General features: G+C 68.2%; 20 protein-coding genes. 10 read left to right on the top strand and 10 right to left on the bottom strand.

Annotated features, from left to right (window positions below; genetic code table 11):
• The first annotated feature begins 86 nt into the window (after window positions 1-86).
• Window positions 87-326, top strand: coding sequence for a ParD-like family protein (locus DIE06_RS16025; RefSeq protein ID WP_124662262.1), 240 nt, complete (start codon window positions 87-89; stop codon window positions 324-326).
• Window positions 326-1,132, top strand: a complete 807-nt coding sequence (map, locus tag DIE06_RS16020; RefSeq protein ID WP_124662261.1) for a type I methionyl aminopeptidase — start codon at window positions 326-328, stop codon at window positions 1,130-1,132. The genes DIE06_RS16025 and map overlap by 1 nt, the downstream gene beginning before the upstream one ends.
• Window positions 1,133-1,259: 127 nt before the next feature.
• On the opposite strand, the gene DIE06_RS16015 is transcribed toward map, so the two are convergent.
• Together DIE06_RS16015 and DIE06_RS16010 are read right to left on the bottom strand one after the other, a co-directional pair.
• Window positions 1,260-1,763 (bottom strand): GAF domain-containing protein, encoded by a 504-nt coding sequence (locus DIE06_RS16015; protein ID WP_124662260.1) that lies wholly within the window; start codon window positions 1,761-1,763, stop codon window positions 1,260-1,262.
• 132 nt (window positions 1,764-1,895) lie between these two features.
• Complete coding sequence (locus DIE06_RS16010) at window positions 1,896-2,813, bottom strand: LysR family transcriptional regulator (protein ID WP_124662259.1); 918 nt, start codon at window positions 2,811-2,813, stop codon at window positions 1,896-1,898.
• A 110-nt stretch (window positions 2,814-2,923) separates the two neighbouring features.
• Between DIE06_RS16010 and DIE06_RS16005 the strand changes: the two genes are divergently transcribed.
• Window positions 2,924-3,790, top strand: coding sequence for a pirin family protein (locus tag DIE06_RS16005; RefSeq protein ID WP_124662258.1), 867 nt, complete (start codon window positions 2,924-2,926; stop codon window positions 3,788-3,790).
• A 129-nt stretch (window positions 3,791-3,919) separates the two neighbouring features.
• The gene (locus DIE06_RS16000; protein ID WP_124662257.1) at window positions 3,920-4,411 is read left to right on the top strand and encodes a GNAT family N-acetyltransferase; all 492 of its coding nucleotides are present in this window, start codon (window positions 3,920-3,922) and stop codon (window positions 4,409-4,411) included.
• 12 nt (window positions 4,412-4,423) lie between these two features.
• Here DIE06_RS16000 and DIE06_RS15995 read toward each other — a convergent pair whose 3' ends face one another.
• Genes DIE06_RS15995 through DIE06_RS15985 form a run of 3 tightly spaced genes read right to left on the bottom strand, consistent with a single transcriptional unit; the run spans window position 4,424 to window position 6,410 of the window.
• On the bottom strand, window positions 4,424-5,296 hold the full coding sequence (locus DIE06_RS15995) for a cytochrome c oxidase assembly protein (RefSeq protein ID WP_124662256.1): 873 nt from the start codon (window positions 5,294-5,296) through the stop codon (window positions 4,424-4,426).
• Between the two features lie 10 nt (window positions 5,297-5,306).
• The gene (locus DIE06_RS15990) at window positions 5,307-5,747 is read right to left on the bottom strand and encodes a copper chaperone PCu(A)C (RefSeq protein ID WP_124662255.1); all 441 of its coding nucleotides are present in this window, start codon (window positions 5,745-5,747) and stop codon (window positions 5,307-5,309) included.
• Between the two features lie 15 nt (window positions 5,748-5,762).
• On the bottom strand, window positions 5,763-6,410 hold the full coding sequence (locus tag DIE06_RS15985) for an SCO family protein (RefSeq protein ID WP_124662254.1): 648 nt from the start codon (window positions 6,408-6,410) through the stop codon (window positions 5,763-5,765).
• A gap of 287 nt (window positions 6,411-6,697) precedes the next feature.
• Between DIE06_RS15985 and otsB the strand changes: the two genes are divergently transcribed.
• Together otsB and otsA are read left to right on the top strand one after the other, a co-directional pair.
• On the top strand, window positions 6,698-7,450 hold the full coding sequence (otsB, locus tag DIE06_RS15980; RefSeq protein ID WP_124662253.1) for a trehalose-phosphatase: 753 nt from the start codon (window positions 6,698-6,700) through the stop codon (window positions 7,448-7,450).
• Window positions 7,447-8,829, top strand: a complete 1,383-nt coding sequence (gene otsA / locus DIE06_RS15975) for an alpha,alpha-trehalose-phosphate synthase (UDP-forming) (RefSeq protein ID WP_124662252.1) — start codon at window positions 7,447-7,449, stop codon at window positions 8,827-8,829. Before otsB ends, otsA begins: the two co-directional genes overlap by 4 nt.
• Before the next feature lie 100 nt (window positions 8,830-8,929).
• Here otsA and DIE06_RS15970 read toward each other — a convergent pair whose 3' ends face one another.
• Window positions 8,930-10,759 (bottom strand): ABC transporter ATP-binding protein, encoded by a 1,830-nt coding sequence (locus tag DIE06_RS15970; protein WP_124662251.1) that lies wholly within the window; start codon window positions 10,757-10,759, stop codon window positions 8,930-8,932.
• A gap of 562 nt (window positions 10,760-11,321) precedes the next feature.
• Between DIE06_RS15970 and DIE06_RS15965 the strand changes: the two genes are divergently transcribed.
• Window positions 11,322-12,386: a glycosyltransferase family 4 protein gene (locus DIE06_RS15965; protein WP_044844742.1), complete on the top strand. Its 1,065-nt coding sequence runs from the start codon at window positions 11,322-11,324 to the stop codon at window positions 12,384-12,386.
• 236 nt (window positions 12,387-12,622) lie between these two features.
• On the top strand, window positions 12,623-13,423 hold the full coding sequence (locus DIE06_RS15960) for a hypothetical protein (RefSeq protein ID WP_124662250.1): 801 nt from the start codon (window positions 12,623-12,625) through the stop codon (window positions 13,421-13,423).
• A 199-nt stretch (window positions 13,424-13,622) separates the two neighbouring features.
• On the opposite strand, the gene gudD is transcribed toward DIE06_RS15960, so the two are convergent.
• The gene (gudD, locus tag DIE06_RS15955; protein WP_124662249.1) at window positions 13,623-14,975 is read right to left on the bottom strand and encodes a glucarate dehydratase; all 1,353 of its coding nucleotides are present in this window, start codon (window positions 14,973-14,975) and stop codon (window positions 13,623-13,625) included.
• Window positions 14,976-15,406: 431 nt separating this feature from the next.
• Between gudD and DIE06_RS15945 the strand changes: the two genes are divergently transcribed.
• Complete coding sequence (locus tag DIE06_RS15945; RefSeq protein WP_124611266.1) at window positions 15,407-16,168, top strand: FadR/GntR family transcriptional regulator; 762 nt, start codon at window positions 15,407-15,409, stop codon at window positions 16,166-16,168.
• Between the two features lie 214 nt (window positions 16,169-16,382).
• Here DIE06_RS15945 and DIE06_RS15940 read toward each other — a convergent pair whose 3' ends face one another.
• The 3 genes from DIE06_RS15940 to pdxY form a co-directional block, all read right to left on the bottom strand.
• Window positions 16,383-17,531, bottom strand: coding sequence for a branched-chain amino acid ABC transporter substrate-binding protein (locus DIE06_RS15940; protein WP_124662247.1), 1,149 nt, complete (start codon window positions 17,529-17,531; stop codon window positions 16,383-16,385).
• A 356-nt stretch (window positions 17,532-17,887) separates the two neighbouring features.
• Window positions 17,888-20,032 carry a phosphocholine-specific phospholipase C gene (locus DIE06_RS15930; RefSeq protein WP_124662245.1) on the bottom strand — a complete coding sequence of 715 codons (2,145 nt, stop codon included), beginning with the start codon at window positions 20,030-20,032 and terminating at the stop codon, window positions 17,888-17,890.
• A 281-nt stretch (window positions 20,033-20,313) separates the two neighbouring features.
• Entirely contained in the window at window positions 20,314-21,174 is an 861-nt protein-coding gene (gene pdxY, locus DIE06_RS15925) for a pyridoxal kinase PdxY (RefSeq protein ID WP_124662244.1), read from the bottom strand.
• Window positions 21,175-21,348: 174 nt separating this feature from the next.
• On the opposite strand from pdxY, the gene DIE06_RS15920 reads away from it, so the two are divergent.
• A complete protein-coding gene (locus DIE06_RS15920; protein ID WP_124662243.1) occupies window positions 21,349-22,410 on the top strand; it encodes an alpha/beta fold hydrolase in 1,062 nt (353 codons plus the stop codon).
• Window positions 22,411-22,422: the final 12 nt, after the last annotated feature.

Below are 22,422 nucleotides of genomic sequence, written 5' to 3'. Positions count from 1 at the left end.
GCGGTTCGCTGGCAGTCGAGCGCTTGCCCGGCGACCGCGGTGCGCGTAATATACGAAACGACTACATTTCGTTTAATTGGAGACATATGGGAATCATCAAGATCTCCGAGCACATGCACGAACGGCTGCGCTCGACGAGTACCGCGCTGAGCCGTTCGATCAATGCCCAGGCGGAGCACTGGCTGCGCGTCGGGATGCTGGCGGAACTCAATCCATCGCTGTCCTACGGCGAGATCTGCCGGATGCTGATCGAGACCGAAGCACGCGGCGGCGATGCCGGTCCGACGGAGTCGGTGGCCCACCACGGCATCGAGCAGGTGGCGTAATGGCGAGGCGCGAAATCCCGATCCGCGGTGCAGCGGAAATCGCCAAGTCGCGCGAGGCCGCGAAGCTTGCGTCCCAGGTGCTGACGATGATCACCGAACACGTGAAGCCGGGCGTCACCACCGACGAGCTGGACGCGCGCTGCCGCGAGTACATCGTCGACGCACTCGGCGCGATCCCGGCGAACATCGGTTACCACGGCTATCCGAAAACCTTGTGCACGTCGGTCAATCACGTGGTCTGTCACGGCATTCCGTCGTCGCGGCCGATGCGCGACGGCGATATCGTGAATCTCGACATCGCGGTGATCAAGGACGGCTGGTTCGGCGACACGAGCCGCATGTATTTCGTCGGCGAGCCGGGCGAACTGGCGCGGCGTCTCGTCGCGACGACCTATGAGGCGATGCATGCGGGCATCCGCGCGGTTCGTCCGGGCGCGACGCTCGGCGACGTCGGCTATGCGATCCAGCAGGTCGCGCATCGCGAAGGGTTCAGCGTGGTCCGCGAGTACTGCGGGCACGGGATCGGCGATGTGTATCACGACGAGCCGCAGGTGCTGCATTATGGCCGCCCGGGCACCGGCGTGCCGCTGCGGCCGGGGATGATCTTCACGATCGAGCCGATGCTGAATGCGGGCAAGCGCGATACGCGCGTGCTGGCGGACGGCTGGACGGTCGTCACGAAGGACCATTCGCTGTCCGCCCAATGGGAGCACATGGTCGTGGTGACGGAGCAGGGCTTCGAGATCCTGTCGGACGACGTGAAGCCGTCGGCGTTCGCAGTGCTTTCCGGCACGCACGCGGCCTGACGCGCGGCAGGCCGCGCGCAGCGGCGCAACGAAAACGGGCCCCGTGTGGGGCCCGTGTCATTGGCGGCCCAGCGGCGCGATCAGCAGGCAGACGCTTCCGCGGCCGCGACCGGCAGCGTCACACGGCTCAACCGCGCGCCTTCTGCCACGCGTGTTCGACGAACACGCGGCACAGGGCTTCCATCCCGTTACGGTCCTCGTCGTCGAAACGCGCGGCGACGGGGCTGTCGACGTCCCACACCCCGATCAGCGCGCCGTCGGCCGCCACCAGCGGCACGACGATTTCCGATTCCGACGCGGCATCGCAGGCGATATGGCCGGGGAATGCATGCACGTCGCGCACGACCTGCGTTTCGCGGGTCTGCGCAGCCGTGCCGCACACGCCCTTGCCGAGCGCGATCCGCACGCACGCGGGCTTGCCCTGGAACGGGCCGACCACGAGTTCCGTCCCGTCGAAGAAATAGAACCCGGCCCAGTTCAGGCGGTCGAGCGAGTGATAGACGAGCGCGGAGAAGTTCGCGGCGTTCGCGGTCAGGTCGTGCTCCGATTCGACGAGCGCGCGTGCCTGCTCGACGAGGGTCGCATAGTGTTCGACCTTGGAGGTGTGAGGGTCGGTGGACAGCGTGAACATGGCTGAAATGCGAAAAGGTTGTGAACAGCGGGATTGCGAAAAGCGCGATGCGCGTCCCGCAGTCTACGGCACGCGCGGCCTGTTTGCAGCGCGCGGTTCGCGGGCGCCGTGTCGAACGCGTCGCGCCGCCGCTCAATCGGGTTCGAGTTCGGCGAACCGCTCGGCCAGGAAGTCGAGCAGCGCACGCACCGCGGGCAGCAGCCCGCGCCGCGACGCGAACACCGCGTGCACGATCTCGCGGCGCGGCGCCCAGTCCGGCAGCACGGTCGCCAGTTCGCCGCGCGCGACTTCGTCGCGCACCATCATCGTCGGCAACTGCACGACGCCGACCCCCGCGACGGCCGCCGCGCGCAGCGCGAGCATGCCGCCCGTCACGAGCCGCGGCTGGTGGTGGATTTCCGCCTGTGCGCCGTCGGGGCCGCGCAGGCGCCATACGTGCGTGGCCTGAGGCACGCCGTGATCGAGGCTCGGCAGACGGGGTAGGTCGGCGGGGACGGCCGGTACGCCGAGTTCGCGCAGCAACGCAGGGCTCGCGACGAGGCACTGGCCGCGCTCGGCCAGCACGCGCAGCGCGAGATCGCTGTCCTCGAGCGGTGGCGGGCGCACGCGGATCGCGACGTCGATCCCTTCGCCGACCACGTCGACGCGCCGGTTGGTCGCTTCCAGGTGAATCTCGACGCGCGGGCACGCGACCATGAACGCAGCGATCATCGTGCCGACCAGCGAATCGAGCAGCACGACCGGACAATTGACCCGCACGATGCCGCGCGGCTCCTCGTGCAGCAGCGCGATCGCCTCGTCGGCGGCGTCCGCTTCGACGAGCATCGCGCGACAGTGCGCGTAGTAGGTCTGGCCGACGTCGGTGACGGTGAAGCGGCGCGTCGAGCGCTGGATCAACCGCATCCCGAGCCGCGCCTCGAGCAGCGCGATGCGGCGGCTCAACTTCGATTTCGGCATGTTCAGCGCGCGCCCGGCCGGCGCGAAGCCGGCGTGCTCGACCACCTGCACGAAGTAATAGAGATCGTTCAGATCCCGGTCGTTATCGTTCATCAAATAGAACACTGAGTGCGATTTTGGCAGGCTACCGGATCGATCGTCCCACCACTATATTCGTACCCAGGATGCGAAGCACGTGTTTCGCCGCAATTCGGAGAAGGCAAATGAAGAAGATCCAGGGTGTCTACAGTGCGCCGCGCGGCCATTGGGTCGGCGACGGTTTCCCGGTGCGTTCGATGTTCAGCTATCAGTCTCACGGAGCACACCTGAGCCCGTTCCTGCTGCTCGACTACGCCGGTCCTGCGAACTTCGAGCCGGCTTCGGCACCGCGCGGAGTGGGCCAGCATCCGCACCGCGGGTTCGAAACGGTGACGATCGTCTACGACGGCGAAGTCGCTCACCGCGACTCGACCGGTGCAGGCGGCGTGATCGGCCCGGGCGACGTGCAGTGGATGACCGCCGCGAGCGGGATCCTGCACGAGGAATTCCACTCGGAGGCATTCACGAAGCGTGGCGGGTCGCTCGAGATGGTGCAGCTGTGGGTGAATCTGCCCGCCGCCGACAAGATGGGCGCACCCGGCTACCAGACGCTGCTGAACGCGGACATCCCGGTGGTCGAACTACCGGACGGCGCCGGTCGCGCGCGGATCATCGCGGGCGAGTTCGACGGGCGGCGCGGCCCGGCCCGCACGCATACGCCGATCGACGTGTGGGACGTGCGGCTTGCAGCCGGCGGCCGTGCGCGATTCCCGATCGCCGAAGGGCGGACGCTCGCGGTGGTCGTGCTGAGCGGTACGTTGCTGGTGAACGGCGAGACGGTTGCCCGCGAAGCGCAGTTCGTGCAATTGAGCCGCGACGGGCGCGACGTCGAGATCGAAGCGAACGGCGACGCCAAGCTGCTGATCCTGAGCGGCGAACCGATCGATGAGCCGGTCGTCGGTTACGGGCCGTTCGTGATGAACTCGCAAGAGGAAATCCGGACCGCGATCGACGATTTCAACAACGGCCGCTTCGGCCGGATGCCGGCATGACGGAGAGGCCCCGCGCACAGTGCGGGGCCTTTTTTTCAGGCGCGGTAGGACGGTCGCGTGCCGCGTGCGCTTCGAGGCATAATCGACGGTTGCCGCGCGCCGGCCGGCGCGCCCGAATCAGGACCGACCATGAACGCTTCCGCACCTGCCGCATCCCTGCGCGCCGACGATCTCGACTGGCGCTGGAAATTCTTCGACGCGCTGACGGCGCGTGAAGTTTATTCGATCCTCGACGCGCGCAGCGCCGTGTTCGTCGTCGAGCAGAACTGCGTGTATCGCGACATCGACGATGCGGACCCGGCCGCATGGCACCTGGCGGCGTACGATCCCGCGGGCCGCCTGGCCGGCTACCTGCGCGTGCTGCTGCCGGACGCGCAGCACACCGACGTGCGCATCGGCCGCGTGCTGACGACCGCCCCGTTTCGCGGTGCGGGCCTCGGCAATGCGCTGATCTCGCGCGCGCTCGAGCACATCCGTGCGCAGTGGCCGGATGCGCAGGTGAGCCTGCATGCGCAGGCCCACCTGCAGCGCTTCTATGGGGCATTCGGCTTCACGCCGAGCTCGGACGTGCACGACGAGGATGGCATCCCGCACGTGTGGATGACCAGCGCGCGCGGCTGACGCGCCGCGCCGTCAGTGGGCGGCGCGCGTCACCGACGGGCCTGCCGCGTGCCGGGCGGCCGCCCGCTCTTCGATCAAACGGCCGCGCGCGGACAATCGCAACCAGTGTCGCAGCGCGATCAGCGCGCCGATCACGCTCATCATCGAGCCCGGAATCCATAGCAGCAAGCCGCCGATCTGCTGGTCGCGCAGCGGGCTGAGCCACGTGAATGCGCGTCCGCAGATCGAGTAGATCGGATACAGCTCGTGCGGCGTGAAGAAGATCAGCGCGCCGAGCGCGATCTGCGGCGGGATCGCCGCGACGACGATCAGGATCCGGCGGCCCGGCGACAGCCGTGCGGGCGGCGCGGGACGCGGATCGACGACGAGCCACCAGAACAGCAGCCCGTCGATCACCATGCTCCAGTTCATCACGCGATACAGGCGCCAGTCGAGCATCGCGATGAAGTGGATCGGCGACAGCAGCCAGAAATAGATCAGCCCGACGAACAGCACGACCGCGACGACCGGATGGAACACCACGTCGAGCGTCGCGCGCACGGGGGCCCACGCGAGCGCGGGGCGCACGAAGCGCTGCCGCCAGCGAAACGGAATGCCCGCGCGGATCGCCGCGCCCGGATAGGCCAGCGCGATGAAGAACGGCCCGAGGTGATGCAGCACGAGGTGCTGCGCGCGGTGCATGAAGAATTCGTGCTCGAAGAAGTAGTCGAGCCGCGTATGCAGCGCGATGTAGAGCGCTGTCAGCCCGAGCCAGAACGAGAACTGCCGCAGCGGCGACACCTTCGCCTTCTTCACGCCGCGCGCGAACAGCACGGCGGCCGTCAGCACCGCGATGACCACGGTCGGCGACGGTTCCCACGGATCGAGCCAGTACAGGACGTTCATCGCGCGCGCATCACTTCGCCTGGGCCGGCGACTTCACGGCGAACGGCGTGTCGACCGTCTCGCCGTCGGAGAACTTCAGGCGCAGGCGCACGGTGTCGCCGGGCTTGATCGCGTGCTTGGGTTCCTCGAGCATGAAGTGATAGCCGCCCGGCGCGATGTCGACCTTGCCGCGCGCGGGGATCGTCAGCTTGTCGACCATTTCCATCTTCTGGGTCGAGCCGTTCGACACGGTCTGGTGCAGCATCGCCATCCCGTAGTCGGGGCTGTCGACGTCGACGAGATCGACCGGCTTGTCACCCGTATTGACGAGCGTCACGTAGCCGCCCGCGGGCAGCTGGTTCGGCAGCCAGCGCACCCACGCATTCTGCGCGGTGATCGCGCCGGCGGCACAGGCATGCGCGCCGGTGCACAGCGCGGCGAGGAGGGCGAACGTCTTGAGGGTCGTCTTCATGTCGGAGTTCGGAGTTCAGGAGGGGGTGGATGCGGTGTCGATGATCCGGCGCACGTCGGCGGCGATGGCGTCGGGCGAATCGCGGTCGGTCGCGAGCAGGCGCGCGCGGCCGTTCGCGTCGAAGATGTACACGGCCGAGCTGTGCGTGACTTCGTAGCCGCCGGACGGATCGCGTTTTTCCATCTGGTACGCGACGCGATAGCGTTTCGCGAGCGATTCGATCTGGCCGTCGGTGCCGGTCAGGCCACGTGCGTGCGCGGCGTCGAACGCGGCGACGTACGACTGCATCGCCGGTGGCGTGTCGCGTGCGGGATCGACCGAGACGAACAGGATGCGCACGTCGTTCGCCTGCGGGCCGAGCTTCGACAACACTTCCATCAGCCGCGCCATCGTTTCGGGGCAGACGTCCGGACAGTGCGTGTAGCCGAAGTACACAAGCGCGACGCGGCCGCGAAACGCGTGCGCGTCGACCGGGCGGCCGTCGCCGCCGGTGAGCTTGAACGACAGGTCGGGCAGGTGGCCCGTGACGTTGGTCAGGCGCCAGTTCGGCTCGTCGTGCGTGCACGCGGCGAGCGCGACGGCGGCGGTCAGCGCCGCGGCCGTGCGGACGAAGCGGGTGAGGCTGAAGAAGCGCCGGTGCGGCGCGGGACGGGCAGGCGACATCTTGGGGACTGTTTCCATATGGAACGGTCGCCGGCCGGCGCGGCGCCATGCGTCGCGCGGCCGGCGGTTGCCGACTGTAGCGCAATTCCCGCGCCCGCGTCCTTTCGAAACCCGTACGGCACGGGCGAGCGGGGCAATATGTCGCAGTTGACGTGGCGGGGCGGCGAGTGACCCCGCGCTGCGCCGGTTTCACCCATCTCGGTACGCAGGCGCGGTAAGATGCGCACAATTCCATTCTCGCAGCGGCGGCCTCGCGTTTGCAGGCCGCTCCTCAGACTATCGAATCGATGCAATCCGTTCCGGCTTCCCTGTCCCTGACCGATACCGCGTTCTTTTTCGACTTCGACGGCACGCTCGTCGAGCTGGCGCCGACGCCCGACAGCATTCACGTGCCGCCGTCGCTGCTGACGCTGCTCGACGAACTGCGGCGCCGCTCGCACGGCGCGGTCGCCGTCGTGTCGGGCCGCGGCATCGACAACCTCGACACGTTCCTCAACATGCCGGACTTGCCGATCGCCGGTCTGCACGGCGCCGAACGCCGCGACGCGAACGGCGACACGCAGCGCATCGGCTTCAACGACGAGCGGCTGCTGCGCATCGAGCGCGAGCTTGCGTCCGTCGTCGACCGCCATCCGGGCATGCTGCTCGAGATCAAGGGTGCGGCCGTCGCGCTGCACTACCGCAACGCACCCGAGCGCGAACCGGTCGCGCGCGCGGCGGCCGAGCGTCTCGTCGCCGAATATGCGGATGCATACGTGCTGCAGCCCGGCAAGATGGTGTTCGAGATCAAGCCGAAGGGCGTCGACAAGGGGCGCGCGCTGGCCGCGTTCCTCGACGAGCCCCCGTTCGCGGGCCGCGTGCCGCTGTTCGCCGGCGACGACCTGACCGACGAGAAGGGCTTCGCGGTGGTCAATGCGCGCGGCGGCCTGTCGATCAAGGTCGGCGCGGGCGAGACGTCGGCCCGCGCGCGGCTCGACTCGGTCGACGCGCTGCACGCGCAGATCGCCCGCTGGCTTGGCGCGGAGCAGCCGGGCGCATGAGCCGACTCATCATCGTTTCAAACCGCGTCGCCCCGATTTCGGAAGGCGAGCCGGCGGCGGGCGGCCTCGCGATCGGCGTCTACGACGCGCTGAAGGAGACGGGCGGCATGTGGTTCGGCTGGAGCGGCGAGGTGGTCGCGTCCGGTGCGCCGCAGCCGCAGATCCGCATCGAGGAGCGCGGCCCCGTGACCTTCGCGACCGTCGGACTGTCGCGCCGCGATTACGACCAGTACTACCGCGGTTTCTCGAACGCCACGCTGTGGCCCGCGTTCCATTACCGCGCGGACCTGATCCAGTACGACCGCCACGAGTTCGACGGCTACAGCCGCGTGAACGTCTGGCTCGCGCAGCAGCTCGTGCCGCTGCTGCAGGACGACGACGTGATCTGGGTGCACGACTATCACCTGATTCCGTTCGCGCGTGCGCTGCGTGCGGCCGGCGTGAAGAATCGCATCGGCTTTTTCCTGCACATTCCGTTTCCGGCCGCGCAGGTGCTCGTCAACGTGCCGCCGCATCGCGAGCTCCTCGAGTCGCTGTGCGCGTTCGACCTGCTCGGCTTCCAGACCGAGCCGGACCTGCGCGCGTTCTGCGACTACATCGAGTTCGAGGCCGGCGGCGAAGTGGCGCGCGAAGGGCACACGGTGCGCGTGAGCGCGTTCGGCAGCACGCTGCGCGCGGCGGCCTATCCGATCGGCGTATATCCGGACGAGATCGCGTCGCTCGCGCAGGCGGGCGAGAACGGCAAGGCCGCGCGCATGGCCACGTCGCTGCGCGGGCGCCAGCTGATCATGAGCGTCGATCGGCTCGATTATTCGAAGGGGCTCGTCGAGCGGTTCCGCGCGTTCGAGAAGCTGCTGGAGCACCAGACCTCGATCCGCAACCGCGTGTCGTTCCTGCAGATCGCGCCGTCGACGCGCGCCGACCTGCGCGCGTACCAGGACATCCGCCTGCAGCTCGAAGCGGAGTCGGGGCGCATCAACGGCCGCTATGCGGAGCTCGACTGGGCGCCGATCCTCTACATTCACCGCCAGTACGACCGGCAGGTGCTGGCCGCGCTGTATCGCCTCGCGCGTGTCGGTTTCGTGACGCCGCTGCGCGACGGGATGAACCTCGTCGCGAAGGAGTATGTGTCCGCGCAGAATCCGGACGATCCGGGCGTGCTGGTGTTGTCGCGCTTCGCGGGGGCGGCACGCGAGCTGACGGGCGCGCTGATCGTCAATCCGATCGACATCGACGGGATGGCCGATGCGCTGTCGCAGGCGCTGACGATGCCGCTCGCCGAGCGGCGCGCGCGTTATGCGGACATGATCGCGCAGCTGCGGGAGAACAACGTGTCGGTGTGGCGCGACAACTTCCTGCGCGACCTGCAGCGCGTGTAACCCGCGCGCTGCGCGGCGGAGGTCGCGCGATGCCATGAAAAAAAGCCGCCGTGCTTCATTCGCGCACGGCGGCTTTTTTTATCGGCAGCGTGCCGCGGCGTCAGGCTACGCGTTCGCCGGTCGGCGTCGTGCCGTCGGGCGCGTGATGGCGGCCGTGCTGCTTCGCGAGCAGGTCGCGGTACAGGCCCGGACGATTGCGCAGCACGTCGGGGCTGCCGTCGTCGATCACCTTGCCGTTGCTCATCACGATGATCCGGTCGAAGTTGCGCAGCGTCGACAGCCGGTGCGCGATCGCGATCACCGTGCGGCCGACCATCAGGCGGTCGAGCGCGCTCTGGATCGCTTCCTCGGATGCGCTGTCGAGTGCGGACGTCGCTTCGTCGAGCAGCAGGATCGGCGCGTCCTTCAGGATCGCGCGCGCGATCGCGATGCGCTGGCGCTGGCCGCCCGACAGCTTCACGCCGCGGTCGCCGACGATCGTGTCATAGCCTTCCGGCATCGCCTCGATGAACTCGGAGCAGCGGGCGTCGCGCGCGGCGGCGAGCACTTCCTCGCGGGTCGCCTCGGGGCGGCCGTACGCGATGTTGTCGTAGATGGTCCGGTGCAGCAGCGAGATGTCCTGCGGCACGAGCGCGATCGCATGGCGCAGGCTGTCCTGCGTGATCGCCTTCACGTCCTGGCCGTCGACCTTCACGGCGCCGTCCTGCGTGTCGTAGAAGCGCTGCAGCAGTGCGAGCACGGTCGACTTGCCGGCGCCCGACTTGCCGATCAGGCCGACGCGCTGGCCCGGTTCGATATGAAGGTCGAAGTGATCGAGGATCGCGCGGCGGTGCGGATACGCGAACGTCACGCGTTCGAAATCGACGCGCCCGCCCTTGGCCGACAGTGGCTGTGCGTCGGAGCTGTCCGGCATCCCGTGCGGCTCGAGCAGCGTCTTCACGGCTTCGGACAGGCGTGCCACGTGTTGCGTGACGTCGACGAGCGCGACCGCCAGATCGCGCGTGCCGTGCAGGATCGTGAAGCCCAGCGAGCTGACGAGCACGATGTCGCCGGAGGTCGCGCGGCCCTGGTCCCACAGCCACAGCGCCCAGCCGAGCAGGCCGGCGGACAGCATCGCGGTGATCACCGCGTGCAGCAGGCGCAGCTTCTCGAGATAGAGCAGGCTTTGCTGGCGCGCGTCCATCTCGGCCTTCACCGTCGCGCCGAAGCGCTTCTGTTCGCGCAGCGTCATCCCGAACGCACGCACGAGGCCCATGTTGCCGATCACGTCGACGAGCTCGCCGTCGACGGCGGCGGCCTTCGACGCGAACGCATGATGGCGTGCGGAGCCGCGCCCGGCGAGCTTGAACAGCACGACGGAGAGCACGGCCGAACAGCCGAGCAGGCCGGCGGCCATCAGCGGGTTCACGACGATGATCATCAGGATCGCGCCCATCACCGCGATGCACGGCGGCAGCACGTTCCACGCCATCGTGTTCTCCGACGTATAGACGGCATTCGACGTGGCGGTGATGCGGCTCGCGAGCGTGCCCGGCTGCTTTTCCGAGTAGTAGGTCGGCGAATGGCCGATCAGGTACTGGAACAGGTCGCGCCGCAGGTCGCCGGTGACCGCGACGAACGTGTGCGCGGCGACCCAGCCGCCGACGCGCCACAGCAGGTTGTCGGCCGCGATCAGCCCGACGAGCAGCGCGAACGCGCTCCACAGCGGGCCCGGGTGATGGCGCCCGGCCGCGAGCACGTCGATCAGGTGCTTGATCGCGTATTGCGAGCCGAGCGCGCAGCCGACGGCGGCCAGCACGCTGCAGAGCACGACCAGGTGCGCGACGGGATGCAGGCGGATGTAGCGGAACAGGAACGCGAGCGGCCGATGCGCGTAGCTCGACAGCTTCGCGTTGTGGGCGTTGCGCTGGGCAGGGGTGAGAGATTCCAAAATATGCGTGCGGTGATTCGGTGATTGAGCGGATCGGCTGGATCGCCGCCCACGGTCGCCCGGACTGAATAATCCGGCATTGTAAACAAGGCCGTGCATTGCGCTGAGCGAATCTTGCCTTGGTCAGGGGCGCGCGATCAATTTTGAGATAAAATCCGGCATCCGTCCTGCCGCATGCGCCGGAATCACGATGCCGGCAGTGGCGGGATGGCTCGGAACGCCAAAAGGGCCTTCCACTCTAGAACGGACACCCAAGTCCGCGGGTTGCAAAGTGTTGCGCCTTTGTAACAAAGTAAATTGTTTGAAATGTTGTGCGCCGTATCAGGATTAACCCTAGATAATCGGCTCCGGGTTCGATTCCAGGTTTTTACGAACCCCTGTCAACGGGTCTTCGTTTCAAACGTTCTATGCCTGTCGCGTCGCCGACGCTCCTTGAGCAGCGCGGGTTCGACGCCCCCGGCAGGCTGATTCGTCCGATCTTCGGACGAAATGCATCCAGCCCGGACCGCCGGCAGGTTGCCGACCCATACCTGGTTTTTAGCCGATTTTTTAGGAGTTACGCATGCGAATCGCCCAAATCGCTCCGTTGCACGAAGCGGTGCCCCCGAAACTGTACGGTGGGACCGAGCGAGTGGTGTCCTACCTCACCGAAGCACTTGTCGAGATGGGGCATGACGTCACGCTCTTCGCGAGCGGCGATTCGCAAACGTCGGCGAAGCTCGAAGCGTGCTGGCCGCAGGCGCTGCGCCTCGACCCGACGATCCGCGACGTGATGGCTCCGCACATGCTGCTCCTCGAGCAGGTGCGCCGCCGCGCGGAAGAGTTCGACGTCCTGCACTGCCACATCGACTACTACCCGTTCTCGCTGTTCTCGCGCCAGCCGGTCCCGCATCTGACGACGATGCACGGCCGTCTCGACCTGCCGGAACTGCAGCCGATCTTCAACGCGTTCAGCGACGTGCCGGTCGTGTCGATCTCCGACAACCAGCGCATCCCGCTGCCGCAGGCGAACTGGCTGTCGACCGTGTACCACGGCCTGCCGGAAAACCTGCTGACGCCGATCCCGAACGTGAAGCCGAGCTACCTCGCGTTCCTCGGCCGTATCTCGCCGGAGAAGCGCGTCGACACCGCGATCCGCATCGCCGAGCAGGCAGGCCTGCCGATCAAGATCGCCGCGAAGCTCGACAAGGCTGACCGCGCGTACTACGAAGAGAAGATCAAGCCGCTGTTCGCGCTGCCGCACGTCGAGTACATCGGCGAAATCAGCGAGTCGGAAAAGACCGAATTCCTGGGCAACGCGCACGCGCTGCTGTTCCCGATCGACTGGCCGGAGCCGTTCGGCCTGGTGATGATCGAGGCGATGGCCTGCGGCACGCCGGTGATCGCGTTCAAGCGCGGTTCGGTGCCGGAAGTGATCGAGAATGGCGTGTCGGGCTTCGTCGTCGAAGACGAGCTGTCGGCCGTCGCGGCGCTCAAGCGCCTCGATACGCTGCCGCGCGAGAAGGTGCGCGCCGCGTTCGAAGCACGTTTCTCGTCGAAGGTGATGGCGCAGAACTACGTGAAGGGTTACGAGGAACTGCTGCGCCAGAAGCGCCGCACGGTGCTGCGCGAAGTCAACGCAGGCTGATGCCGGGCCGCCGGCCGCACTGCGGCTGAGGCCGTCATCGACGCCCCGTCCGGGTCCCCGGCGGGGCGTTGTCACATCTGCGGCGCGGATCTGTTGTATTCTCGCCGCGCCCGGCGGCGCGAACGGCCCCGGAAGCGGTCCGTCACGCCATCCGGCCATCTGTCCAGACGGTAATGTCCCTATAATGGCCGTGCCGTGAAATCCGGCCCCGCACGAACATCGAGAGGAGAGCAGTCTTGGCGAGAACGAAAACCACGCGCGCAGCGCCGGCCCCCGGCGCCGGCGTGATCTTCGCGTTGCGTGCGATCGGTCTCGTGCTGCTCGCGCGCTGGCTGTTCTCGATGTCCGAGATGGGCTATCGCGCGTCGCTGTCGGCGATGGTGTCGTCGCCCTGGGCGTTCGTCTATCTCGTGCTGATCTTCCTGCTGCTCGCGCTGCCGGGCGCCGTCGCGCGCGCCGAGCGGCCGTTCCATCCGCTGCCGCAGTGGCTGCGCCAGGCGCTGCGGGTCTTCGCGCTGATCGGTTTCCTGTTCGCCGTGTGGTCGATCGGCGCGTTCGCGTGGGCGGCCGGGTGGCGCCGTGCGCTGCACGCGGTGACGGCGACCAACGGCTGGCTCGTCGCCGCGCCGGCGCTGTATGCGGCGATCGTGTGGATGTGCCGCCCGCGGCCGCTGTGGCGCACCAACGTGGCCGCGCGCCGCTTCGCGGTCGGCCGCTACGCGATCTCGCTCGATACGCTCACGCGTACCGCGATCGTCTGGATGGAGAGCCGCAAGGTCGGCCAGTACGACGCGCGCGAACTGTCGGTGCGCTGGCCCGGCCGGGTCGCGCCCGCCGCGGGCGAGCAGGGTGCGCAGCCGGCCGCCGTGCCGCCGCGTCGCGGCAGCCTGTTCCGGCGGCCGAAGGTGGAGCTGCTGTGGGATTCGCCGGCGGCCGTCGGCCATAACCGGCAGATCGTGATGCGCGCGCCGCTCGCGACCGAGGGTGACCGCGTCGCGGTGCTCGCGCTCGACGCGGCGCTCAAGCAGATCGTCTGACTTGGCGGGACGGGTTTGACCGGCTGACTGCGCCGGGTCCTGGTCCCGGGCCCGGTTCGACCGAGACCGGCCGGCGCCGCTCAGCCGGATTCCGTTTCCCGCCAGCAGCCCTTTTCCCGTCCGGCCCCCACCGATGCGTGGGCGAACCCGGCGCATGTCCTTCTGACCGGGCGGACCCGCCGCCCGGTTCGTCCCGCGCTCAGCGCACGAGGCAGGGGCGCTTGTTGTTGAACGTCCACCCCGGAATCAGATATTGCATCGCGGCCGCATCGTCGCGCGCGCCGAGCCCGTGCTGCTTGTACAGCTCGTGCGCGACCGCGACCGCATCCATGTCGATGTCGATGCCGAGACCCGGCCGCTTCGGCACTTCCACGAGCCCGTTCTCGATCTTCAGCGGCTCGCGCGTCAGCCGTTCGCCGTCCTGCCAGATCCAGTGCGTGTCGATCGCGGTGACCTGGCCGGGCGCGGCGGCCGCGACGTGCGTGAACATCGCGAGCGATACGTCGAAGTGGTTGTTCGAATGCGAGCCCCACGTGAGACCCCAGTCGCGGCACATCTGCGCGACGCGCACCGAGCCCTGCATCGTCCAGAAGTGCGGATCGGCGAGCGGGATGTCGACCGCCTGCAGCTGGACCGCGTGGCCCATCTGGCGCCAGTCGGTCGCGATCATGTTGGTCGCCGTCGGCAGCCCGGTCGAGCGGCGGAATTCGGCCATTACCTCGCGGCCCGAATAGCCGTTCTCCGCGCCGCACGGATCTTCCGCATACGCGAGCACGTGGTGCAGGTCGCGGCACAGGCGCACGGCCTCGTCGAGCGACCACGCGCCGTTCGGATCGAGCGTCACGCGCGCTTCGGGGAAGCGCTCGGCGAGCGCCGTCACGGCTTCGATCTCACGTGCGCCTTCGAACACGCCGCCCTTCAGCTTGAAGTCGTTGAACCCGTAGCGTGCATGCGCGGCTTCGGCGAGACGCACGACCGCCTCGGGCGTGAGCGCGGCGGCGTCGCGCACGCGGGTCCAGTCGTCGATCGCGCCGCGGCCGTCGCGATAGGGCAGCGCGGCCTTGGTGCGGTCGCCGACATAGAACAGGTAGCCGAGCATCTCGACGCGCTCGCGCTGCTGTCCCTCGCCAAGCAGGGCGGCCACGGGCACGCCGAGATGCTGGCCGAGCAGGTCCAGCAGCGCCGCTTCGAGCGCGGTGACCGCGTGGATCGTGGTGCGCAGGTCGAAGGTCTGCAGGCCGCGGCCGCTCGCATCGCGGTCGGCAAAGGTGCGCCGCACGTCGTTGAGCACCGCGTGGTAGTTGCCGACCGGCTGACCGACGACGAGCGCGCGCGCGTCCTCGAGCGTGCGGCGGATGCTTTCGCCGCCCGGCACCTCGCCGACGCCGGTCCGGCCCGCGCTGTCCTTCAGGATCACGAGGTTGCGGGTGAAGAACGGGCCGTGCGCGCCGCTCAGATTGAGCAGCATGCTGTCGTGGCCAGCGACCGGAATGGCTTGCAGGTCGACGATGCGCGGCGTGTCGTGGGAAGGCGAGGCAGTGACGGCGTTCATGGCGGCGATGGCAGAAGAGTGGGCGATGCCGGGCGGCAAAATCTTTGCCGCGCGCGGCGGGAGGTGCGATCATTCGACAACCGACGTGCGCGGCGCGCAAGCCCCGCATGTCGACAGCAACCCGAAAGGGTGGGGGCGACCCGCTCGATGCCGGTGTCGCGGTGGACCGGAGCAAGCGCGGATGCGCGCGTCGATCGGCCGCGAAACCGGGCGCCGGCAGCCGCGCAGAAGCGCGAATGCCGGCCGATCGCGAACCGCAGGACCGGGCAGGCGCGGGTGCGGGTGCGCCGGCCTCGGTCGACAGGAGATCTGTGTCACGATCATCAGTCGTCGGATGACTTGTGACGCAGTATAATGAATCATCGGCGTTCGCTCAAACCCCGCGTAAACCCTCGGCTCACACTACGATCATTCAAAAAGGAACCGGCCTCATGTCCGTGCCCACGCTTCCCGCAGCGCCGCGCCGTCGCGCACGCAGCCTCGCACAAGATGTCGTCGACGCGCTGACCGCGCAGATCGAAAACGGCACGCTGCGTCCCGGCGACAAGCTGCCGACCGAAACCGAAGTCATGGCGGCGCAGGGCGTCAGCCGCACGGTCGTGCGCGAAGCGATCTCGCGGATGCAGGCGAGCGGCCTCATCGAGACGCGCCACGGCATCGGCAGCTTCGTGCTCGAGCCGTCGCGCCGACGGACGCTCGGCATCGACCCCGCGACCATCACGACGCTGCGCGACGTGCTCGCGGTGCTGGAGTTGCGCATCAGCCTCGAAAGCGAATGCGCGAGCCTCGCCGCGCAGCGTGCGAACGATACCGACCTCGCCGCGCTGCGGCGCGCGCTCGACGCGATCGCGTCGGGGGCGGGTGGCGGCCGCGACACGGCGCAGCTCGATTTCCAGTTCCACCTGCAGATCGCGCAGTCCACCGGCAACCGCTATTTCGTCGACATCATGACGCAGCTCGGCGCGTCGATCATTCCGCGCACGCGCGTGAATTCGGCGCGCTTCGCCGGCGACGACCTCGAGCGCTATGTCGGCCGGCTCAATCACGAGCACGAGGATATTTACGAGGCGATCGCGCGTCACGACCCGGAAGCCGCGCGTGCCGCGATGCGCACGCACTTGACCAACAGCCGCGAGCGGCTGCGCCGTGCGCACGAGGCGGCCGAGGCGGAACGCGACACGCAGGCGCACTGACGCGTGACCGCTGAAACGATCGGCGCATTGCCGCCAGTCGTGACCGATATCGCCCCAACATCAGTCATCGTATGAGATCGGCGCCGAGTGTGCCGATCGCTTCGCTGCTGGCTGCTGATCCGGTAACCGCATCGTGCGAGGGGACGCGGGACGGCGTTCCCGCCGTCGCGCGCGCCCGGGCGGCCTGGCTACGCAGACCGCCCGCCCCGTTCGATCAACCCCCCTTCGTCACGATGGTCTTCCACGCGCCGCTCTTCACCTGGTACAGCGTCGACATCCCGCTCTTCAGCGAGCCGTCGTTCGCGAACGAGATGCGGCCGGTGACGCCTTCGAAGTCAACCTTCTTCAGCGCCGGGCGATAGACCTTCGGATCGGTCGAGTTGGCCGCCTGCATCGCCTTGATCGCCGCCCACGCCGCGTCGTAGCCGAACTGCGCGTACGACAGCACGTCGACGCCGAAGCGCTTCTTGAACCGCTGCTCGAAATCCTTGCCCTGCGGCAGCTCGTCGAGCGGCCGTCCGTATTCCCACGCCATCGCGCCTTCCGCGGCCGGGCCGGCGATCTTGATGAACTCGTTGTCCTTCACGCCGCCGCCGCCGACGAACTGCGCGTTCAGCCCGAGCTGGCGCATCTGCTTGATGAAGTTCGCGGCAAGCGAATCGAGACCGCCGAAGAAGATCAGGTCCGGGTTCTTGCCCTTCAGGCTCGTGATCTGCGCGCGGAAGTCGACCGCCTGGTTGCTGGTGAACTCGCGGCCGATGATGTTGCCGCCGGCCGCCTTCACGGCCTTCTCGAACTCGTCCGCCTCACCCTGGCCGAACGCGGTGCGGTCGTCGATGATCGCGATGCGCTTCGCCTTGGTCACGTCGACCGCATATTTGCCCGCGTTGCCGGCGTTCTGGCCGTCGGTCGCGATCACCATGAACATGTTCGCGAGCCCGCGCGACGTGAGCGTCGGGTTGGTCGCGGCCGGATCGATCACCGGGATGCCGGACTTGTCGTAGACCACCGACGCCGGAATCGTCGTGCCCGAGTTGAAGTGGCCGACCACCACCGACACGTTCTGGTCGACGAGCGCCTGCGCGGCCTGCACGCCGATGCGCGGATCGGCCTGGTCGTCCTGCACGACGAGGTTGAAGTGTGCAGGCTTGCCGGCGATCTGAATTTTCTGCGCGGCGGCATCGTCGAGCGCGAGCTGCACGCCGTTCTGCAGATCCTTGCCGTAGCCGGCGTTCACGCCGGTGAGCGGCGCGGCGAAGCCGACCTTCACGTCGGTCGCGTCGGCGGCCTGGGCGGCCTGTTGCGAGAGGAGGGTTACCGCGGATACGACCGATACCGACAACAGGGAAAGACGGAATTTCATGTTCGTTCCTCTTGTTCTACACCAGCGAGTGGGTACCGCACGCAGCCAGCGGGCCGGATGCGTGCGACGGGGGGCGGTTCGACCGCTTCTCGGAATCGGGCGGGGAGGTCGGCATGCTGATGATTCCCGGAAGAATCTCCCGTGAGGCTCGGCGAGGAGCCCCGATCGCCTCGATTTATAGGTCGCCGATATGCGCGGGTCTTGGCAATTTGCCGCGCAATCCGTGCGGATTTGCGCATAGCTTCCGCGCGTGCGCGGGCAGCCGGTATCGGGAGTTTCCCGTCACGAACGGACGGGAGGCAGGTATGGGTGCACGGGCGGCGCGGCCCGCCGGGGCCGCGCCGCGTTCGACGTCGTCAGTCGGACAGGGCGTCCGACGCGGCTTCGGCGTCGTCATGCGACGCGCTCGTGCGGATCGCCGGGTCGCTCGTGCTCGGGCGGCCGGTCTCGACGTGGCCCGCGAATCGACGCAGGAAGCCGAGCAGGCGGCCGTCGCTGACGGTCAGGTCGTACCAGCCGTGGCTGCCGCGCAGATCCCAGTAGTCGTCGACGTGTGCGCCCGGTGCGAGGTCGAACGTGCGCGCGCCGCCGTGGCCGTACGCGTTCGTCACCTTGAGCCGCACGGCCTTGTGGCCGCGGTTCATCAGGCGCAGCGTGATGTTGCCGTTCGCGACGTCGTAGCCGTAGATCACCTCGGGGTTCACGTCCGCGCTGGCGGCGCCGGTCGCGATCGGGCTGCGGAAATGGCAGTAGAAGCCGTTCGGGCCGTACACGTCGAGGTCGTACAGGCCGAGCGACGCCGCGGCGCTCCACGTGTCGGCGACCCGCTTGCCGGCCTCCACCGTGTACGTCCACGGGCCGTCGAGGCGGTTGCGCGACTGTACCTGGAAGGCCGCGCCGGCGCGGCCGGTGTTCGCGAAGGTCAACCGGAACTGGCCGTTCGCGGCTTCGACACGGCCGTGCACGAACAGCTCGTACGGCAGCGCGCGCGCCGGGCGCAGTCCGGCCTCCTGTTTCGGCAGCTTCTGCAGCACCGGCGGCACCGGGATGTAGTCGGGATGGCGCAGGCGGTCGGGCGGCGCATAGTCGGTCGTGTCGGGCAGCGTCGGCCAGGCGGTGTCGGCGGTCGCGAAGTCGAACGCCGACGTCAGATCGCCGCACACCGCACGGCGCCACGGCGACACGTTGGCGGCCGTCACCGGGTACTGCGCGCCGAACCGCGCTTCGATGAATTGCAGCAGCGACGTGTGATCGAAGGTCTGCGAGCAGAGCCAGCCGCCCTTGGTCCACGGCGACACCACCAGCATCGGCACGCGCGGCCCGAGCCCGTACGGGCCGGCCATGTGCGACGCGTCGCCGGCGAATGCCTCGTTGGTCGTCGCGACCGTCGACAGCCCGTTGTCGCGCGACTGCGGCGCGAACGGTGGCGGCACGTGGTCGAAGAAGCCGTCGTTCTCGTCGTAGGTGATGAAGAGCGCGGTCTTGCTCCACACGTCAGGATTCGATACGAGCACCTTCAGCACCTGCTCGATGTACCACGCGCCGTAGTTCGCCGGCCAGTTCGGATGCTCCGAGTACGCTTCCGGCGCGCAGATCCACGACACCTGCGGCAGCGTGCCGTTCTTCACGTCCTGCTGCAGCACGTCGAACAGCGTGCCGCCGGCGCTGATGTTCGTGCCGGTGCGCGCCTTGTCGTACAGCGGCGTGCCGGGCAGCGCGCTGCGGTACTGGTTGAAGTAGAGCAGCGCGTTGTCACCGTAGTTGCCGATGTACGGGTTCTGGGTCCAGCCCCACGAACCGTTCGCGTCGAGCCCCGTGCCGACGTCCTGGTAGATCTTCCACGACACGCCGGCCTGCTCGAGCACTTCGGGATAAGTCGTCCAGCCGTAGCCCTTTTCCTCGTTGCCGAGCACCGGGCCGCCGCCCGTGCCGTCGTTGCCGACGTAGCCGGTCCACATGTAGTAGCGGTTCGGGTCGGTCGAGCTCGGGATCGCGCAGTGATACGCGTCGCAGATCGTGAACGCGTCGGCGAGCTGATAGTGGAACGGGATGTCGTCGCGCTTCAGGTACGCCATCGTCGTGGTGCCCTTGTTCGGCACCCACTGGTCGTAGCGGCCCTTGTTCCACGCGGCATGCATGTCCTGCCAGCCGTGCGGCAGGTCCTGCAGGAACTGCAGGCCGAGCTTGTCGGCGCCCGGATGGAACGGCAGCAGCTCGGCCGGGCCGACCGGCTGGTGGAACACCGACTTGCCGTTCGCGAGGCGCAACGGGCGCGGGTCACCGAAGCCGCGGACGCCGCGCATCGTGCCGAAGTAATGGTCGAACGAGCGATTCTCCTGCATCAGGATCACGATGTGTTCGATGTCGCGGATCGTGCCGGTACGGCGGTTCGCGGGAATGGCGAGCGCATCGCGGATCACGGGCGGGAACAGGTTCAGCGCGGCGGCGCCGGCGGTGCCGGCGGCGACGCGCAGGAAGTCACGACGGTTCGATCGGGTCATGGTCGTTATCGTGCGGTAAAGAGGGGAGCCGGTTGGCGGGACATGCGGGAAAAATTGGACGCGTCCGGGGCGCAGGATGCGGCTGCGCCGGTCGTGCCGCCGCGAGCATAGCGAGGATTCAGTGTCATTCATGTGAAGTCCGGAAACGTTTGCACGTGCGGGCGGACAGGATTCGGAAGGCTTGGTGCCGGCGGTCGGGTCGTGGGGAGAGCGGCGAAGCGGCGGTGGTGCGGTGCGCGGAATGCCGGAGAAGACGGGGGATGCGTGGCGATGCGCGTGCGTCAGGCGTCGGTGACCCACGCGCCGAACCATTCGCTCGGGCGCGCGATTTCGTCCTGCGCGGCGACGAGTTCGAGCTCATAGCGGCGCGCGTCGTAGGTCGCCTTCACGACCGCGTGCACGGCCGCGAGCGTGTGCTCGAACGCGGCGCGCACCGAGTCGCCGCGCAGCCGGCGCGCGACGAAAATGGCGCTGGTGAGGTCGCCGACGCCGACCGGATGGCGCGGAAACGCATACAGCGGGCGCTGGCCGATCCACGCTTCGGTCTCGGTGACGGCGAGCATGTTGAAGCGGTCGGCCGGACTGTTGCGGTCGTGCAGGTGCTTGACGAGGATGATCTTCGGGCCGCGGCGGATCAGCGCGCGGCACGCGTCGACGGCTTCGGCGACGCTTTCGATGCGCCGCCCGGCGAGCTTTTGCAGCTCGGTGTGGTTCGGCGACATGCCGTCCGCGAGCGCCGGCATCTCCTGGACGATGAATTCCTCGACGCCGGGCTCGGGCCGGATGCCACCCGTCTGGCCCATCGCCGGATCGCAGAAGTACCATGCGTTCGGGTTCATCGCCTTCACCGAGCGCACGATCTCGACCGTCGCGCGCGCCTGCGCCGGCGAGCCGAGGAAGCCGGACAGCACCGCGTCGCAGCGCTTGAGTGCGCCGATCGCGGCGATGCCGTCGATCAGCTGCTCCATCTTCGCGGCGTCGATCGCGCTGCCGGCCCAGTGGCCGTACTGCATGTGATTCGACAGCTGGACGGTGTTGAGCGGCCAGACGTTGACGCCGAGGCGCTGCATCGGGAACACGGCCGCGCTGTTGCCGGCGTGTCCGTAGATGACGTGCGACTGAATGCTGAGGACGTTTTTCATGAGCGTTCGCCTGCAGGCGTTTCAGGGTCACGTCACACGATACCCGAGTTCGTCGCGCGCGCGGAAGTCGCGCGGCCATCGAGTGTTGCGCGCCGTCGTCAGCCCGACCGCGTAGAATCGCGGGGCGCGAAGCCGCCCGGCTGACCGCGTGCATTTCCCTTTATCGTGATCGCCATGCTTTCGACTTGCAAGATGTTGTCCCTCGCACGCGCCGCCGTGCTCGGTGCGGGCGTCGCCGCCGCATGCGCGACGTCAGCCGCGGCGGCCGCCCCGGCACCGGCCGGCAACGACGGGCCCGCGTACGGCCCCCGCCTGGAAGGCTTCGCCTATCCGGAGCCGGTGCACCGCTACGCGTTCGTGTCGCAGCGCGAAACGCTCGAGATGATGTACATGGACGTGCAGCCGGCGCATCCGAACGGCCGCACCGTCGTGCTGCTGCACGGGAAGAACTTCTGCGCGGCGACCTGGGAGGACACGATCGGCGTGCTGAGCCGCGCCGGCTATCGCGTGATCGCGCCGGACCAGATCGGCTTCTGCAAGTCGTCGAAGCCCGAGCGCTACCAGTACAGCTTCCAGCAGCTCGCGCGCAACACGCATGCGCTGCTCGAGTCGATCGGCGTGAAATCGGCGACGATCGTCGGCCATTCGACGGGCGGGATGCTCGCGATGCGTTATGCGCTGATGTATCCGAAGGCGACCGACCAGCTCGTGCTGGTGAACCCGATCGGCCTCGAGGACTGGAAGGCTCTCGGCGTGCCGCCGCTGCCGGTCGACTACTGGTATGCACGCGAGCAGAAGACGACGGCGGAGGGCATCCGCCGCTACGAGCAGGCGACCTACTACGCGGGCAAGTGGGCGCCGTCCTACGAGCGCTGGGTGCAGATGCTCGCCGGCATGTATCGCGGCCCGGGCCGCGACGCGGTCGCGTGGAACTCCGCGCTGATCTACGACATGATCCTCACGCAGCCGGTGGTCTACGAACTCGGCGCGATCCACGTGCCGACGCTGCTGCTGATCGGCGACAAGGACACGACCGCGATCGGCAAGGACGTGGCGCCGCCCGACGTGCACGCAAAGCTCGGCCGTTATCCGGAACTCGCGAAACGCACGCAGGCGGCGATTCCCGGCGCGCAGCTCGTCGAGTTCCCGGCGCTCGGGCACGCGCCGCAGATCCAGGACCCGGACGCGTTCCACAAGGCGCTGCTCGACGGGATGGAGGCGGTACACCCGCAGTGACGCGCAGGCTGA

It is taken from the genome of Burkholderia sp. Bp8998, assembly GCF_003854235.1.
Taxonomy (GTDB): Bacteria; Pseudomonadota; Gammaproteobacteria; order Burkholderiales; family Burkholderiaceae; genus Burkholderia.
The sequence above is the reverse complement of the archived record's forward strand: the minus strand, read 5'-3'. Positions and strand labels throughout refer to the sequence as shown.